We start from the raw sequence: 17,425 nt of genomic DNA, 5'->3' as shown, positions 1-17,425 counted from the left end.
CGATGCCCGGCAGTCCGCAGGAGTTCCCGGCGTCGTTCGCACAGGAACGGCTGTGGTTCGTCACCCAGCTCGCCCCCGACGTCGGCACGTACAACGTCCTGTGCGCGACGATGATGCCGCACGGGACCGACCCCGGGCGGTTCGCCGACGGGTTGGCGAAGCTCGTCGACCGGCACGAGCCGCTCCGGACCTCGTTCACCGTCCACGACGGACACCTCATGCAGGTGATCCACCCGCGGGTGCCGATCGAGATCGTCACGACGGACCTGCGCGACCTGCCGTACGACGACATCGAACCGCGCATCGACCAGATCGTCGCCCAGGACAACAGCGACGTGTTCGACCTCGAACGCGCACCACTGTGGCGGGTACGCGCCATGCACCTGACCGACAGCAGCTGGGCGGTTGCCTTCGTTCTGCACCACACGGTGTGCGACGGACAGTCGGGTGCGATCCTGCTGGAGGACTTCGTCGCGCTGTGCCGCGGCGAAGATCTGCCCGCGTTGCCCATCCAGTACGTCGATTTCGCGGCGTGGCAACGTGATCAGTACGACGCCGGGGCCATGGCCGGCCAGCTCGGGTACTGGCGGCAACGACTGGCGGGTATCCCGCCGGAGATCGCGCTGCCGACCGACCGGGCCCGTCCGCAGGCACCCAGCCATCGTGGCGGGCAGGTGGAAACCGAACTGCCCGAGGCTGACTTCGCAGCCGTCAAGCGGCTGGCCAGAGCCGAGGGAACCACGACGTACGCGGTGCTGTTGGCTGCCTTCGCGGCCGTGCTGTACCGGCTGTCCGGGCAGTCGGACGTCGTCGTCGGTTGCCCGGTGGCCGGCCGAGAGCTGCCTGAGCTGGAACGGCTGGTCGGCATGTTCGTCAACAGCGTGGCGTTGCGGGTCGACTGCGATGGCACGCCGACGTTCCGTGAGCTGATCGGCCGGGCGACCGAAACTGTCCAGTACGCTTTGGACAACTCGTCGGTCCCGTTCGACCGGGTGGTCGAGGAGGTGGCACCGGACCGCGACCCGTCCGTGCCACCGCTGTACCAGGTCGTGCTCAACCTGCTGCCGGTGGACATGGGCCCACGGCCGCCGCTGAGCAACGGCACGTCCAAAGTCGACCTCCTGGTGGACATGTCGGAGTACCAGAAGAGCGTGCTGCACGGTCGTTGGGAGTACAGCACGGACCTGTTCGACCCGGCCACCGTGCGGGCGATCGCCGACCGCTATGTCCAGCTTCTGAGTGCCGCAGTGGCTGCGCCGGACACACCGCTGAACCGGTTGCCACTGCTGCTCGAAGACGAACGTGACCGGCTGCTCGCCGCCCCCATCACACTGTCCGTTGAGGACACTGTGCTGTCCCGGTTCGGCCGGTTCGCCGAAGGTGTTGCGGTCTGTGACTCCGCGGGCGGCCGGTTGACCTATCCGGAGTTGCGGGCGCGGGCGGGCGCGCTGGCGCATCGACTGGTGGCCGCCGGGGTGCGGCCGGGCCAGCCGGTGGCCGTGATCTTCGGCAACACCGTGGACCTGGCCGTCGCGGTGTTCGGCGTGCTCATGGCCGGCGGGGCGTACCTGCCGCTGGACGTCGAGCATCCGCCAGACCGGATTCGGTTCCTGCTGAAGGACTCCGGCGCCGCCGCCGTGGTCGCCGCGGAGCCGATCGAATGTGCTGTGCCGGTGCTGACGCTGGGTCCGGACGATCGCGCAGCGCCGCCGGACGTCCTGGTCTGGTCGGACTCGTTGGCCTACGTGGTCTACACGTCCGGCTCGACCGGTCGGCCCAAAGGCGTCGGCGTGACCCACGGGAACGTGACGGCCTATCTCGACGGCCTGGCCGGGTTGGTTGACCTGGATCGTCCAGTGTGGACGATGCTGCAACCGCTGACGTTCGACTTCGCGGTCACCGCGTTCTTCGGCGCCCTGCTCACCGGGGGCACGCTGCACCTGGTGAGCAAGGACCTGGCGACGGACGCGGACTGGATCGCCGGGCATCTGAGAGACGTCGACTATCTCAAGATCACCCCGTCGCATCTGGCGGCACTTGAGTCGGCTGACATCGTCCCCCGAAAGGCGCTGATCCTCGGCGGCGAGGCGTCGCAAGTGGACGATGTGCGGCTGCTGCGCAAGCGTGGAAACGTGGTGAACCACTACGGTCCCACTGAGACGACAGTCGGTGTGCTGGCGCTGCCGGCCGATCGCGATTCCCAACCGCGTGGTGAAGTCACTCCGCTCGGCTGGCCAATGGCGCACGCTGAGGCATACATTGTGGACGATTGGGGCGAGCTGGTGCCGGAGGGTGTCGCCGGCGAACTGGTCATCGGTGGCGCCACGGTCACGAGGGGATACCTGGGCCAGCCCGGACTGACCGCGGAGAAGTTCGTGCCGGACCAGTTCTCCGGCCGACCCGGTGCCCGGCTGTACCGCACCGGCGACCTGGCCCGCCGGCTGCCCGACGGGGCGATCGAGTTCCTCGGCCGGGCCGACGACCAGGTGAAGGTCCGGGGCTACCGGGTCGAACCGGGGGAGGTGCGGGCGGTTCTCGCCGCGTACCCCGGCGTCACCGGCTGTGCCGTGATCGGGGTGGACGGCGAGTTGGTCGCTTACGTCACCCCAGAGGGACTGGACTTGGCGGCGCTGCGCCGGCACGCCGAGGCCACGCTCCCGGGGTACATGGTGCCTGGTTTGCTCGCGTTGGACTCGCTTCCGTTGACACCGCACGGAAAGCTGGACCGTTCGCGGCTGCCCGCGGTCGACCGGCCACAGACCGTGGCCGAGGGCCCGCGAGGTGAGTTCGAGGAGATCATCGCCGGACTGTTCGCCGCCCTGCTCGGCCGGGACCAGGTCGGCCGCACCGACGACTTCATCGCCTTGGGCGGGCATTCCCTGCTGGCGATCCAGCTGGCCAACCGGATCCGCAAGGCGTTCGGCGTGACCCTGCCGCTGCCGGTGGTGTTCTCCGAACCCACGGTCGCCCATCTGGCCGCTGCCGTCACAGCCAGGCTCAACGCCGGGCAGTTGCCGCCGATCGAGCCGGCCCCGGCCGGCGAGCCGCGGCTGGCCTCGTACGGTGAGCAGCGGCTGTGGTTCGTCGACCAGCTCAACCCGGGCGCGACACTCCACAATGTCCAGTTCCGGCGCCGGCTGACCGGCGAGCTCGACCCGAAGGCGTTGCGGCTGGCGCTGCTGGAAATCGTGCGACGGCACGAAGTGTGGCGCAGCAGGTTCGTGGCGACACCGAGCGGCCTGGTCCGGGTCGTGCAGCCGGAACCCGAGCTGCCGTTCGACACGGTCGACCTGTCCGGCGCGGACGAGGCCCGCCGCTGGGAGGTGCTGGCTGAGTCCGGCGGCGCCCGGTTCGACTTGGCCGCGCAGCCGCCGCTGCGGGCCTTGCTGATCCGGCTCGGACCGGCTGTGCACGAGCTTCTGCTGACCGTGCACCACGCCGTGTTCGACGGGCCGTCGGTCGAAGTCCTGACCGACGAGCTGGCGCGGCTCTACCCCGCGCTGAGGGACGGCCGGGAACCGGACCTGCCTGACCTGCCGGTGCGGTACTCGGACTTCGCGGCGTGGCAGCGCAAGGTGGTCACCGAGGTCGGCGGCGAGCAGCTCGGGTACTGGCGGCGCCGGCTTGAGGGGACGCGGACGTTGGCGCTGCCGACCGACCGTCCACGGCCGTCCCAGCTCGGCGTGGAGGGTGCGCACGAGCTGTTCGAGGTGCCGGCGGCCGTGGTGGACGCGTTGCGGGCGGCGGGCGCGAGCGAGGGCGGCTCGCTGTTCATGGCGTCGCTGGCGTGTTACGCCGAGTGGTTGCGTCGCCGGACCGGACAGCGGGACATCGCCGTCGGCGTGCCGGTGATCACCCGGCAGCGGCCGGAACTGGAGCCACTGATCGGGTTCTTCGTCAACACGCTCGTCATCCGGGTCGATGTGACCGGCCAGGAATCGTTCCGTGAGCTGACCCGGCAGGTGCGTCAGCTGACCATCGACGCGTACACCCACGCGGACGTGCCGTTCGAGGCCCTGGTCGACGAACTCACGACAGTGCGTGATCCGGCGCAGACACCGTTGGTGCAGACCATGTTCATGCTCGCCGACGACCGTCGCGCACTCCCGGTGGACATGGGCGGGGTCAGCATGGAGTTCGAGCCGTGGGGAACGCTTGAGGCGAAGTACGACGTGTCGATGTACCTGTGGCGGCGCCCGGACGGCCTGATGTGCGTGGCGGAGTACCGGCCCGAGCTGTTCGACAAGTCGACCATGCGCGAGTTCGTCACCGGTTACACCGCGCTGCTGGCGGGCGCGGCGGCGCAGCCGGACGTCGCGTTGGGGGACATCGATGCGGGCTGAGCTGTGGCGGCACCGGGACTTCCTGAAGCTGTGGGGCGGCCAGACCCTGGCGATGTTCGGCACCGCGGTCGGCCGGACCGCCCTGCCACTGGTCGCGGTCGTCATGCTGAACGCGTCCGCCACCCAAATGGGCTTCATGAACGCGTTGTCCCAGTTGCCGTTCCTGCTTTTCCTGTTCGCCGGCGTGTGGGTGGACCGGGTCCGCCGCAGGTACGCGATGGTCTGGACCGACATCGGCCGGTTCGTGCTGCTGGCACTCGTCCCATCGCTGTACGCGGTCGGCTGGCTGCGGATCGAGGCGCTGTACGTGATCGTGTTCTGCACGGGTGTCCTCGGCGTGATGTTCGAGATCGCCTACCACGCCTACCTGCCGACCCTCACCGGCCGGGAACTCGTCGCGGAGGGCAACCAGAAACTGGAGCTGAGCAGGTCGGCGGCGGGCCTGCTGGGCCCGGCCGCGACGGGCGTGGCGATCTCCGCGGTCGCGTCGGCGATGGTGCTGGTGGTCAGCGCGGCGACCCACCTGATCTCCGCGGCGATGCTCCTGCTGATCCGCAAGCCCGACACCATGCCGTCGGCGACGCACACCGACGGTGTCCTGCGGGCCATCCGAGAGGGACTGCATTGGGTGGTCCGGCATCCGGTGCTGCGTACGATCGCGTCGGCGTCCGCCATTTTCTACGGGTTCACCAGCGCGTTGCAGACACTGTACGTGCTCTATCTGATCCGGGTGCTCAACGTGCCGCCCGGGTGGGTCGCCGCGATCTTCGCGGCGGCCGGGCCGGGCGCGCTGGCCGGCTCATGGCTCTCGGTGCGGCTGATGCGGAAGGTCGGCGTCGGCACGGCGGTGATGTGGGCGGTCGGCTGCGCGAACGGGATCCTGCTGCTGATCCCCGCCGCGTCCCTGGTGAGTCCATTGTGGCTGGTCGTGGCCCTGCTCGTGACATCCCAGTTCGGCTACGGACTGTCCACCCAGGTCGGCACGATCATCCAGACCACCCTGCGCCAACTGCTCACCCCGGACGAGATGCAGGGCCGTGTGGTGGCCACGCTCAGGGCGTTGTCGATGGCGACCGTCCCGGTCGGCGCGCTCGCGGCCGGAGTGCTCGCGGACGCGATCGGCATCCAGCCACTGGTGTGGATCGGCTCGATCGGCCTGCTCGGCTCGTTCGTGATCTACGTGTTCTCGCCCATCCCCAGGATGCGCGCGATGCCGACCGAAGAAGAGGCGGCCGCGATGGCGCCGGAGATGAGGGCTCATGCTTGAGAAGACAGTGAGCGGCCGTACAACGCTGGTGACGTTCGACATCCGCGAGGTCACACCGACCTTGATGTCCGAAGTAGACGAAATCCTCACCACCACCGGCGTGGTTCTCCTGCGTGGCCTGGGAATTTCCTCGCCTGCGCATTTCCACGAGACCGTGGCAAAGTTCGGCGAACCCCTAGGCGGCTATCGCGGCGGGAACACTCCTCGAACGAAGGTCGCGGACGGAATCTTCACGTCAACCGAGTACCCAGCGGAGTACGAGATCTCGTTGCACAACGAACTCTCCTACGCACAAACCTGGCCGGACCGCCTGTTCTTCTGCTGCCTGACCGAACCAACAACCGGCGGCGCCACCCCAGTGTGCGACGGCCGCGCCCTACTCTCCGATTTGGACCCCGACGTCCGCGACCGCTTCACCACCAAGGGAATTGTGTACCGCCAACACCTCCACGGCGGCTACGGCCCAGGAAAATCCTGGCAGCGAACATTCGAGACCGACAACCCGGCCGAGGCCGAAAAGTTCCTCCACGCGGCCGGTCTGACCTTCAACTGGACCCCCGACAACGGCCTACGCACATCCGCCCCCCGCCCCGCAATCCGCACCCACCCGAAAACCGGCACCCCAGTATGGTTCAACCAAGCCGACCAATGGCACCCAACAAACCTCCCCCCAACCGAACGCGAAGCCCTCCTCGACCTCTTCGACAACGAATCCGACCTCCCCCACTCAGTCACCTACGGCGACGGCTCACCGATCCCCTCGTCCGATGTGGACGCGATCAGGACCGCCGCCAAGCGCAACGAACTGTCCTTCCCCTGGCAACGCGGCGACATCATGATCGTGGAGAACATGCTGGCCCTCCACGGCCGCCACCCCTACACCGGCCCCCGCAAGATCCTCGTCGCCATGATCTGAATCCCGGCCCCAGGCGAAGGATTACGGTCTCACATGGCATGATGCGCGTCTACGTCCACGGCGGGAGGTGTGATCTGATGCCTGCGGAGTTTCGATGGTCTCGAAGAAGTGGTGGGCTCTGTTGATGTCTGCGGGACGGATGATCTGAATTGGCTGGACCTGAATCGACGACGGATCTCAAGCTTGTTGCGGCTGGCGGACCTGTGCGTATCACCTTCGAGCCGCTCGGGATTGCCTTCGAGTTGGCCGTTGATGAATTCATCTTCCTGCGGGTCGAGCAGCACGTCGTTACTTCCATTGAGATTCATGTTTGGCCGAATGGGATAGCTGTGTGGCTGCCCTACCCTGGTGATTCTGACTATGTCATTCTTGATTCGGGTGGTAATGAGTTGAATCGACTGTGGTGATCTGCCGCCCGGTGACGAATTCTGGCGGTCAGCCGGCGGAGATGTCGGGGGACTGGCCGTAGGACGAGAAGAATGCCAGTTGGGCCTCCCTGGGCAGGACTGTGATGTCGGGTGGGGTTGCCATCGCGGAGAGTACGTCGTGGACGGTGCCGTTGAGGGGGCCGGTCATTGCCATGAGGGCGGCGCAGAGTTTGCGTAGCAATGTTTCCATGGTTGTGTCGGCGAAGGTGCCTTGGTTGTAGACGAGGGTCAGGGCTATTTCGTCGATGGGGCCTACTACGAAGCGGATCAGGTGCTCGGTGTTTGTTCCGCCGATTACTCGGCGCCATGACTCTGAGGGTGGTGCTGCGCGGAGGGGGCCGTCCATGAAGAACATGCACGACTCGTAGAGGTCGGTGTCTGGGGGCACTTCGCTGACTTCTTTGATTCGGCGTAGTGGGGCCCATTGGTTGGCTCGGTCGTCCAGTTGGGTTGCTTGCAGTTCACGCAGCCAATGCAGGAGGGGTTTGGTTGGGTCGACAGTGACGCGGGCTGGCATTTGTAGGTTGCAGTAGCCGATCAGTTTGTCGCCGCCGGGGATTTCGTCTGGGCGGCCGGCGGTTACGTTGCCGTACAGGACATCGGTGTCGCCGGTTACGTTGTGCAGCACCAGGGACCAGGCTGCGGACACCAGGCCGAAGAGGGTCAGGCGGTGTTTTCGGGCGTTGACTCGTAGGGATGTGCTGTCTTTGCGGGACAGCATGGTGAACCGGCCTGTCCGTTGTGGACGTTGGGGTGCGGTCAGGTCGGCGCCGAGTCGCAAGGCCAGGGGTGTTCGCGCTGTGAAGCCGTGGAGTCGTTCTCGCCAGTAGGACAGGGTGGGGGTGAGGTCCTGGTGTTCGAACCATTCGACGTATCGGGAGTGTGGCACGACTTCGGGCAGGGAGGCGGTGGTTCCTTCTTTGATGGCCCGGTATGCCAGTTCGGCTTCGTGCATCGACCGGTAGAATGAGATGCCGTCGAACAGCATGTAGCTGACGAACCACGTCCATCGGTATGACCGGTCGCCGGTCCGGAACAGGACGTGCCGCGAATGTCCGGGTTCGCTCAGCTCGAATCCACCCGCGTACAACTTGTCCACGCACTCCGCCCAGCGCCGCTCCCGCTCTTCGGGATCGAGCCCGCGCAGGTCCTCCATGTGGAACTTGAGTGGCACGTCTCGGTGCACCACCAGAAGTGGTCGCGGCACCCCGTTGGTGAGTACGGCTGTCCGCAGGTTTGGTTGACGTTGGGTCACCACTTGCCACGCTTCGGCCCATGCGTCGGCGTCGAGATCGTCGGTGACCCAGGTCAGGTCGAATCCGTAGAGGCTGGTGTCGTCCTGGGCGCGATAGCGATGGACCATCCAGTCCTGCTGTGGCCCGACCGGGTAGACGTCCTCGATGTCCCTGCCGTCGCCGAACAACCGGCTCAGCGTGGGCTGGTCCAGACCGGCCAACGGGAAGTCCGACGGTGTGCACGTGCCGGTGTGCTTGGTGGTGGCCAGCTCGGCCAGGCCGTGCTCCACCGCCGCGGCCACGGTCGCCGCCGCCGGACCCGTCACGAGGATCTGGACGTTGACGCCATCCCAGCGCAACACCACATCGGCATCGCTGGCCAGCTGATCGATCGGGTCGACATGGTCACCTACAGTGATCAAACTGTCGTCAAGGTTGACGACGTCAACGCAGTGCACGGCCACTTTCGCCCGGCCAAGAGCCGGCGCAGCGGTACGTAGGTCTTCCTTGAGCGAAGACACGGATTCGTCTGTCGCGGGCGGCACGGCCACGAGCACGTCGAAGCGGCCCACGCCGTCAACAACGTCCCGGCGGCGCACCCATAGACCCTCGCCGCGGATACGCAGTGTGACCGCGGCGAGCAGGGCCTCCGTCGGCGACATCCGGTAGGCCGCTGCGAAGTCACCTGTCAGGACGGCCACCTGGGCGGCCGTCGGCCTGATCTCGATCACGTCCGAGAACCCGTGACTGACCCGGGAGACCTGCTGTGACGGCTGGGTAGCCGCCCATGCCAAGAAACTGATCGCCTCGCCAGGCACGCGAATGGCCGACCCGGAGGCGAGTTGGCGGTACGCGACGTCCAGTTCGCTGACCACGACACCGATGGAGTGTTCGTCCAGCGCCAGCCGGTTCACGGTCAGGACGGGACGGTCACCATGAATCGTTGGGGTGTCGCCGATCGTCCACTCGTCCCCGTCCATAGTCAGGCGCAACGCGTCATGCCGGCGCGCGACGAACGACATCGCCGCCTGGAGCAGCTCAGGATCCAGGGGAGTGGCCGAGACCAGCGGTATCCGCTCGACGAACCGATCGGCCGACAGCAGCCGTTGGACCGGCGTCAACGGCACCCGGGTGGGCGCGGCGACGATCGGCACCGCGACCGCCGCCAGTTCGGTGATTGTCGGATGCTCGAACAGTCGCCGTGCGGTCAGCGTCAGGCCCGCCTGCCTGGCTTTGCCGACCACCTGCACGCTCCGCAGCGAGTCGCCGCCGACCTCGAAGAAGTCGTCCGTGGCGCCGACCCGTTCGAGCCCGAGCACCTCGGCCCAGATGCTGGCCAACAGCCGTTCAGTCTCGGTGCGGGGAGCTACGAACGAGTCGTCCGCACGGGTCACACGGGGCTCAGGCAGCGCGCCATGGTCGACCTTGCCGCTGCGGTTGAGGGGCATCCGGTCCAGCACCACGAACCGCGACGGCACCATGTGACCAGGCAGGCGCTCGCCAAGATGCGACCGGAGCGCCGGCACCATCTCCGTCTCCCACCGGTCACGCAGGCAGAAGTTGGTGAACACGGTCCAGTCGACCCGCTCACCGATCACCCCGGGCTCACCTGGTATATCCACGGTGGATATATCGAGGCCGAACCGGACCGGGTCGTCGGCGAACCGCAGCCGGACCTGGTAGCCGCGGTCTTCGGCCACCGCCGCCAACGCCTCGGGATCCACGCCATCGCTGAGGATCCGCCCGTTGGGAACGTGTCTCGCCGCCGCCGTCACCGGATGATGAGCGTCCAGCCAGCGCCCGAACTCCGCCGGCGTCGAACCCTGCCACGCCAGAACGTCAGACGAGACCGGTGGCGGTCCGTCCACAGTGAGCACGACGTCGTAGCGGAACCGTTCCATCTCAGTGCCGAACGAGCCGCGTTTCATCCGGATGTCCACGGCACTGATCCGACTCAACCGACCCGGCAACCGCCGGAACAACTCCGGGTCCACCAGCAGCTCGTTCTCCGCGTCCACCCGCGTTCGCAGGTCGCCGTCGTCGTCCCGGAACTGTGCGACGGACCTGTGGAACGCCTCCAACAATCCCAGGTGCCGGACGTCGCCGACGAACAAGGCCCCACCGGGGGCGACCAGGCCGACCAGCCCGTCGAGCACCTCCAGCAGGTAGTCCACGGACGGGAAGTACTGGACGACCGAGTCGAGCAGCACCACGTCGAACCGTTCGCCGGTCAGGCCGGTCAGGTCGTGCGCGGCCTGCTGGCGCAGCTCCGCCTGGACGCCGGCCAGTTCCGCCTGCTTGCGCGCGGCGGTGATGGCCGAAGCGGAGACGTCCGTGCCGACGTAACGTTCGCAGCCGGGGCCGAGCCGTCGCAGGAACAGGCCCATGCCGCAGCCCACATCCAGGATCCGCCGCGGCTGCAGGGCCTCGACCTGCCTGGCGGCCTGTTCCAGCCAGCCGGCCATGGCCTCGCGGGCGATCGGCTCGCCGGTGTAGCTGGAGTCCCAGCTGGCGAACGGGTCGGTCTGGTGGCCGTACGCCAGGTCGAAGACCTCACCCCAACCGTCCACAGTGGCCGATATGGACCGTTCGACCAGGTCGTCACCACTTTTGGCGGAGACATAGGCGACCAACTGGCCCGCTCGGGGCAGCACGACGGCCTGGCCGACCATCGGGTGCTCCAGCAGGGCCGCCTCGATCTCGCCGGGTTCGATCCGGTAGCCCCGGATCTTGACCTGCCGGTCGGTCCGGCCGAGGAACTCCAGATTCCCGTCCGGCAGCCACTTCACCAGGTCGCCGGTGCGGTACATCCGTTCCCCTGGCCGGCCGCTGAACGGCTCCGGGACGAACCGGTACCCGGTCAGGCCGGGCCGGTTGAGGTAGCCCCGGGCGAGGCCTGGACCGGCGACGAACAACTCGCCGGCCACCCCGACGGGCACCGGCTCCAGCCGTTCGTCCAGGACGTACCCACGGAGGTCGGGCAGTGGCCGGCCGATCGGCGACGACGGCGCCGCGGCCAGGTCGGCGTCCTGGACGAGCTTGTAGGTGACGTGCACGGTGGTCTCGGTGATCCCGTACATGTTCACCATCGCCGGCCGCACGTCACCGTGCTCGTCGAACCACTGGTCCAGTTCGCGCGCGTGCAGGGTGTCACCACCGAACACGATCGTCCGCATGGCCGTGTCCCGGAACGAACGGCCGAGCGCCGTCAAAGTCGTCCGCAGCGCGCGGAACGCGGGCGGCGTCTGGGTGAGCACGGTGACCTGCTCGGCGCGCAGCAGATCGGACAGCGCTTCCTGGTCGCGGGCGGTGTCGGCCGGGACGATCACCACCCGGCCGCCCTTGGTGAACGCGCCCCACATCTCCCACACCGACAGGTCGAACGCGTGGGAGTGGGTCAACGCCCACACGTCGGTGGCGTCAAACCGGAAGTGCTCGTCCGACGCGGTCATCAGCCGGATGACCTGCCGGTGGGCGATCATCACGCCCTTGGGCCGGCCGGTGGACCCGGACGTGTAGATCACGTACGCGAGGTTGTCCGGTCCACACTGGGCCGGCAGGTTGTCCTCAGGACGGTCCGGCAGGTCGTCCAGGAGCAGGATCTCGCCGTGGTACGCGCCGAACCGGTCGAGCAGCCCTTCGTGGGTCAGCACTATGTGCGCGTCGGTGTCCGCGAGGACGAACTTGAGTCGTTCCGGCGGGTTGGTGGGGTCGAGCGGCACGTACGCGCCGCCGGCCTTGAGCACCGCCAGCGTCGAGACGATCAGCCCGAGATCCCGCTGCGCGCAGATGCCGACCAGCACCTCCGGCCCGACGCCGAGATCCCGCAGCTTGTGCGCCAGCCTGTTCGCGGCCCGGTTGAGCTGCGAATAGGTGAGCTGCCGGTCCCCGCACGTGACCGCGACCGCGTCGGGTGTGCGTTCCGCCTGCTCTTCGAAGATCGCCGAAAGTGTTGTCCGGACGTCGGAATCGAGCGGCGCGGCGCCGAAGACGTCGACCAGCCGCGTGCGTTCGGCGTCGGTCAACAAAGTGAGCTCGGACAGCCGCGCCGCCGGCTGGGCGGTGACCTGGCCGAGCACGGTCAGGAACTGGTCGGCCAGCCGGGCGACCGCCGCCGGGGTGAACAGGTCGGACTTGTACACGAACCGGGCGAGCGCGTCGGAGTCCGATGTGGACGGTGGACGGCCTTCCAGCCACAGGTCGACGAAGGCGGCTTCGAGATCCATCGGGAACGGCTCGATCCCCAGCCCACCCGAGGCGGCTTCGCGGGACGCGGTGTTCTGCAACGTGAGCATCACCTGGACAAGCGGGTTGTGACTGAGCACACGGTCCGGCCGCAGCTCGTCCACGAGCTTCTCGAACGGCAGGTCGGGACGCGCGAACGCGGCCAGCGACGTGGCCTTGGCCCGGCCGATCAGCTCCGCCGCCGACGGGTCGCCGCTCGCGTCGACCCGCAGCGGCAACGTGTTGGCGAACATGCCGATCAACTGCTCGTGCTCGGCCCGGCCGCGGCCGGCGACCGGGCTGCCGATCACCAGGTCGGTCGCGCCGGTGACCCGGCTGAGCAGCCCGGCGAAAGCCGCGTACAGCACCATGAACGGTGTCGCCTTGTGCGCGCGGGCGCAGCCGGCGATCGCGTTCCAGAGCTCACGTGACAGCGGGATCTGGTGCGTGGCACCGGCGAACGTCTGGACGGTCGGCCGGGGCAGGTCGTTCGGCAGCTCCAGCACGGTCGGCGCGCCGCTGAGCGCCTCGCGCCACCAGTCAAGGGTCTTCGCCAGACGATCTCCGGTGAGCTGGTCACGTTGCCAGCGCGCGAACTCGCGGTACTGCATGGGCAACGGAGCCAACGGATCCGGTTCTTCGGCGACCCGCGCGGCATACAGCCGCCCCAGTTCGCCGAAGAACACCCCGGCCGACCAGCCGTCCACCAGGATGTGGTGCACGATCACCGAAAGGACGTGTTCGTCGGCGTTCAGCCGGTACAGCGTCATCCGGATCGGCGGGGTGTCCGTCATCGTGAACGGAGTCGCGAGGTCTTCGGCGATCGCCCGGCGGACCGCGTCGTCGCCGCTCATGTCGTTGGCGGGCAACGGGATCTCGCCGACCGGCCGGACCATCTGGACCGGTTCGCCCGACTCCGCCGGGAAACTGGTGCGAAGGACCTCGTGCCGTTCGACCACCCGCCGCAGGCTCCAGCGCAACGCGGCCAGGTCCAGCGGCCCGGACAGCCGCACCGACCAGCTGATGTGGTACGCGGTGCTGCCGGGCAGCAGCTGGTCGAGGAACCAGAGCCGCTGCTGGGCGAAGGACAGGAAAGCGCTCGTCATGCGTTGTCCTCCAACAGGTCTTGGACGGCGTGCGCGACACCGGCCGGCGTCGGGTGGTCGAACAGCATGGCCAGTTCCGGGGTCACGCCGAAGGTGTCCTCGATTCGGGCGATCAGCCCGACGGCGGTCAGCGAGTCGCCGCCGAGCTCGAAGAAGTCGTCGTCGTCAGCCACTTCCGGGGTCTGCAGTACCTCCGCGAACAGCATCGCGACGGTCTCCGCCGCGTCATGGCCGGCCGGCGCGGCCACCATCTGGGGCCGTTGAGTCTCGACTGGTTCGACGATGTACCGCCCCCGCTGGAACGGATAAGTGGGCAGCGGCACTTTCCGCCGCCGCCCGGCGGGCAGGTCGTGCCACGGGATCACCGCACCGGACAGCCATTCCTCGCCGACCTGGGCCAGGTCCGTGGCACCGCTGAACTCGCCACGCCGGTGTACCGGCGGGACAACTGGACCATCGGTCAACTTACTTGCCGCGTCGGAATGTCCCGTCACGACAGCGTACCTGCGATACGGGAACTCCACCCGGCCCGTCTGCAAGGTGTAGGCGATGTCGTCCATGTCCTGGTCCGGATGTGCGGCAAGGTGGTCGGCGAGATCTCTGGTGGCCTGGTCGAGTGCGGCGGCGGTCTTCGCCGAGATCACCAGCAACCGTTGCGGCATCGGCACGCCAGCCGCCCGAGCCGGTGCTTCTTCCACCACGACGTGAGCGTTCGTCGCACCGATCCCGAACGAGCTGACCCCCGCGATCCGGTCGTGTCCCGACCAGTCCTTGGGCTGGGTGATCACGGTGAACCGGCCGAAGTCGACTGTCGGGTTCGGACTGGCGAAGTGGATGCTTGGCGGCAGCACGCGGTGGCGCAGCGCGAGAATCACCTTGAGCAGGCCGGCGATCCCGGAGGCGGCGTCGGTGTGGCCGATGTTCGGCTTGAGCGTGCCCAGTACGGTCGAGCCGGTGGAACCCATGGCCTGGTTCAGCGCGGTGACCTCGATCGGGTCGCCCACTTGCGTTCCAGTGCCGTGCGACTCCACATAGTCGACCATGTCGGCGGTGACTTCGGCCGCGGCCATGGCGGACTTGATGACCGCGACCTGCCCCGACACACCCGGCGCGCCGTACCCGATCCGGTCCTGGCCGTCGTTGTTCACCGCGGACCCACGGATCACCGCGTGGATGTGGTCACCGTCGGCAACGGCGTCGTCGAACCGTTTCAGGACGACCACACCGGCGCCGTCGCCGAACACTGTGCCGTTGGCCTCGGCGTCGAACGCGCGGCACACCCCGTCGGGGGACAACACGTTGCCGGTTCTCGCCATCGAGCCCCACGCCGGCGTCCGGACCGCCACACCGCCCGCGAGCGCCATGTCACAGTCGCCGACCAGCAGTGCCTGGCATGCCTGATGGGCGGCCACCAGTGAGGACGAACACGTCGTCAGCACTGTCATGCTCGGTCCGGTCAGCCCGAGTTTGTGGGACACGCGCAGGCACAGGTGGTCCGCGCCGGTGACCATCCCCAGCCGGACGTCGTCCAGCCCAGGGAAGCGGTGCAGCTGCGGGCCGACGAGCGTCCAGTACCGTGACTGCCCACACCCGGCGTACACCCCAACGACGCTGTCCGTCGCGGTGGGCGGGTAGCCCGCGTCCTCCATCGCCTGCCAGCAGCATTCGAGGAAGATCCGTTGCTGTGGATCGGTGAGCATCGCGTCAACCGGCGCGTAGCCGAAGAAGTCGGCGTCGAACCACTCGGCGCGGTCGAGCTTCCCGAACCGGCGCACGTATGCCGGATCTGCCATGCGCGCTGGGTCCTCGCCGAGCAACTCGTCCGGCGCCAGCTCCCGCACGGTCGAGATGCCGTTGACGATGGTGTGCCAGAACGTGTCCAGGTCCGGCGCGCCCGCGAACCGGCCGGCCATGCCGATCACCGCGATGTGCGTGTCCCGGTCAGCCACGGCTTTCCTCCAGCCGCGTACGACGCAGTCGGGCCCGATTGTCGCGGTTGCGTTGCGGCGCCTGCGCTTCCGTTGTCGCCTCCAGGTGCTCGGCGAACCCGGCGATGGTCGGGAACTGGTACAGCTCGACCAGCGTGACCTCGTGCGACGCGATCGTCGTCAGGTGGCCGAAGACACGGACCAGGGACATCGAGTTGCCGCCGATGTCGAAGAAGCTGTCGTGGACGCTGACCCGGTCGACGCCGAGCACGTCCTGCCAGATCCGCGCCAGCTGCCGTTGCAGCGGGGTGCTCGGTGGTTCGAACGGGGCCGACGAGGTGCGGCCTTTGGGCGCCGGCAGGCCCATCCGGTCGATTTTGCCGGTCGGGGTGAGCGGAAACCGCTCCAGGACAACGAAGTCGTCGGGAACCATGTATCTCGGCAGCTGGTCGGCCACGTGCGCGCGCAACTCGTCCACGTCGACCTCGCCCGTGACGTATCCGACGATCCGTCCTTCGTGGACGGTGACGGCTGCCTGGCCGACGGCGGGATACGTGACCAGCGCGGCCTCGATCTCGCCAAGTTCGATCCGGACGCCGCCGCTGCCCTGGACCTGGTGGTCGGTTCGGCCGGTGAACTCCAGCTCGCCGCCAGGTCCCCACGCGGCCCGGTCACCGGTGCGGTACAGCCGCGCGCCGGGCACCGACGGATGCGGAACGAACCGGTCGGCCGTCAACCCAGGCCGGCCAAGGTACCCACGGGCGACCCCGACGCCTCCCAGGAACACTTCGCCGTCCAGGACAAGCACTTCGGCCCCGTCGACCGGCCGGCCGACCGACGGCGTGCCGGTCAGGCCCGGTTCGACGAGCCCACCGGTGCTCCAGACACCTACTTCCGTGACGCCGTACAGGTTCAGTACCTGGAACGGCACCGCATCGCGCGGATGCCGGTGCAGAACCGCGCCGCCGACTTGGAGCAGCCGCAACGGGCAGTCCGGTTCCCAGTCCACTTCGAGCAGGGGCTCGGCCACCGGTGTCGGCAGGAATGTGACGGTGATCTCCTTGTCCCGCAGCCAGTTCCGCAGATCCGCGGGCGACGTGAGCAGGGCGCCGTCCGGGGCGTGCACGCTGGCGCCGGCAGTCAGGGCGGTGAACGTGTCCAGGACGCTCACGTCGAACCCCGGTGAGGCCGTCATTCCGTTTCGGTCGGCCGGCTGGAGCCCGAGGAGATCGCGGGACCACGCCACGGTGGCGGTGAGCGACCGATGGGTGATCATCACTCCCTTCGGCTCACCGGTGGAGCCGGAAGTGTAGGTCACGTAGGCCAACTGGTCCGGATGGACCGGAACGGGTTCGAGGGTTTCCCCCGGCGGCCAGTCCGCCGTCAGCACGCGTGTGTCCGTTGTGGGCAATCGGTCCGGGTGGCCGGTGATGATCGCCCGAGGGGCCGCCCGATCGAGCATCCGACCCAGCCGGGCCGGGGGATTCACCGGGTCCAACGGCACGATCGTCGCGCCCGCCCGCAGGATGGCCACCTGGGCGACGACCAGGTCGACGCCGCGGTCGAGCACGACGGCGACCATGTCGCCGTGGTCGACTCCTTCGGCACGCAGGCGGGCGGCGAGCCGGCCGGCGGCCACGTCGAGCTCGCGGTAGCTGAGCTGGCCGGAATCGTCCGCCGCGGCAAGGGTTTCTGGTCGTTCGGCGGCCACTCGGTGCACTGTGTGGGCAACCGTATGGGCAACCGTTTGGGCAACGGAGGATACGCGCACGCTGTCCCCTCTGTTCGCGTGCCTACATCCCCAGCTCCGCTTCCGAGTGTATCGCCGAACACGGCCGGTTTGGCAAGCGCGGAAGCGCGCTTGCCGGTCCAACTCGGGCTGTGGTACGAAAGAAACAAGCGCTGGGGGGTGCCCAGGGAATCACGACGACGTTACCTGTCGTCCCCTTTCGGCTCGCGGTATCCGGATGGAAGCACG

General features: G+C 68.1%; 7 protein-coding genes. 4 read left to right on the top strand and 3 right to left on the bottom strand.

What is annotated here, in order from left to right:
- Positions 1 to 2 precede the first annotated feature (2 nt).
- The 4 genes from EV192_RS51745 to EV192_RS51730 all read left to right on the top strand — a co-directional run bounded on the left by EV192_RS51745 (position 3) and on the right by EV192_RS51730 (position 6,933).
- Positions 3 to 4,343: a non-ribosomal peptide synthetase gene (locus tag EV192_RS51745; protein WP_132126198.1), complete on the top strand. Its 4,341-nt coding sequence runs from the start codon at positions 3 to 5 to the stop codon at positions 4,341 to 4,343.
- Entirely contained in the window at positions 4,333 to 5,610 is a 1,278-nt protein-coding gene (locus EV192_RS51740) for an MFS transporter (RefSeq protein ID WP_132126197.1), read from the top strand. Before EV192_RS51745 ends, EV192_RS51740 begins: the two co-directional genes overlap by 11 nt.
- Before the next feature lie 28 nt (positions 5,611 to 5,638).
- On the top strand, positions 5,639 to 6,526 hold the full coding sequence (locus tag EV192_RS51735) for a TauD/TfdA family dioxygenase (protein ID WP_165961045.1): 888 nt from the start codon (positions 5,639 to 5,641) through the stop codon (positions 6,524 to 6,526).
- A 149-nt stretch (positions 6,527 to 6,675) separates the two neighbouring features.
- Complete coding sequence (locus tag EV192_RS51730) at positions 6,676 to 6,933, top strand: hypothetical protein (protein WP_132126195.1); 258 nt, start codon at positions 6,676 to 6,678, stop codon at positions 6,931 to 6,933.
- Between the two features lie 28 nt (positions 6,934 to 6,961).
- Here the strand turns inward: EV192_RS51730 and EV192_RS51725 are convergent, their stop codons facing one another.
- From EV192_RS51725 to EV192_RS51715, 3 genes are read right to left on the bottom strand one after another with little or no spacing between them, the layout of a single operon-like run.
- Positions 6,962 to 13,519, bottom strand: a complete 6,558-nt coding sequence (locus EV192_RS51725) for a non-ribosomal peptide synthetase (protein WP_132126194.1) — start codon at positions 13,517 to 13,519, stop codon at positions 6,962 to 6,964.
- Positions 13,516 to 15,468, bottom strand: a complete 1,953-nt coding sequence (locus tag EV192_RS51720; protein WP_132126193.1) for a beta-ketoacyl synthase N-terminal-like domain-containing protein — start codon at positions 15,466 to 15,468, stop codon at positions 13,516 to 13,518. Before EV192_RS51720 ends, EV192_RS51725 begins: the two co-directional genes overlap by 4 nt.
- Positions 15,461 to 17,158, bottom strand: coding sequence for a non-ribosomal peptide synthetase (locus tag EV192_RS51715; protein WP_165961044.1), 1,698 nt, complete (start codon positions 17,156 to 17,158; stop codon positions 15,461 to 15,463). The genes EV192_RS51720 and EV192_RS51715 overlap by 8 nt, the downstream gene beginning before the upstream one ends.
- Between the last annotated feature and the right edge of the window lie 267 nt (positions 17,159 to 17,425).

The organism is Actinocrispum wychmicini, from assembly GCF_004345645.1.
In the GTDB taxonomy this organism is placed as follows: Bacteria; Actinomycetota; Actinomycetes; order Mycobacteriales; family Pseudonocardiaceae; genus Kibdelosporangium; species Kibdelosporangium wychmicini.
Note: the sequence above shows the minus strand (reverse complement) of the source record. Positions and strands in the feature narration are given on the sequence as shown.

Coding starts and splice junctions, on each gene's coding strand:
- EV192_RS51745 (WP_132126198.1), top strand. CDS start 3: ATGCCCGGCAGTCCGCAGGAGTTCCCGGCGTCGTTCGCACAGGAACGG.
- EV192_RS51740 (WP_132126197.1), top strand. CDS start 4,333: ATGCGGGCTGAGCTGTGGCGGCACCGGGACTTCCTGAAGCTGTGGGGC.
- EV192_RS51725 (WP_132126194.1), bottom strand. CDS start 13,519: ATGACGAGCGCTTTCCTGTCCTTCGCCCAGCAGCGGCTCTGGTTCCTC.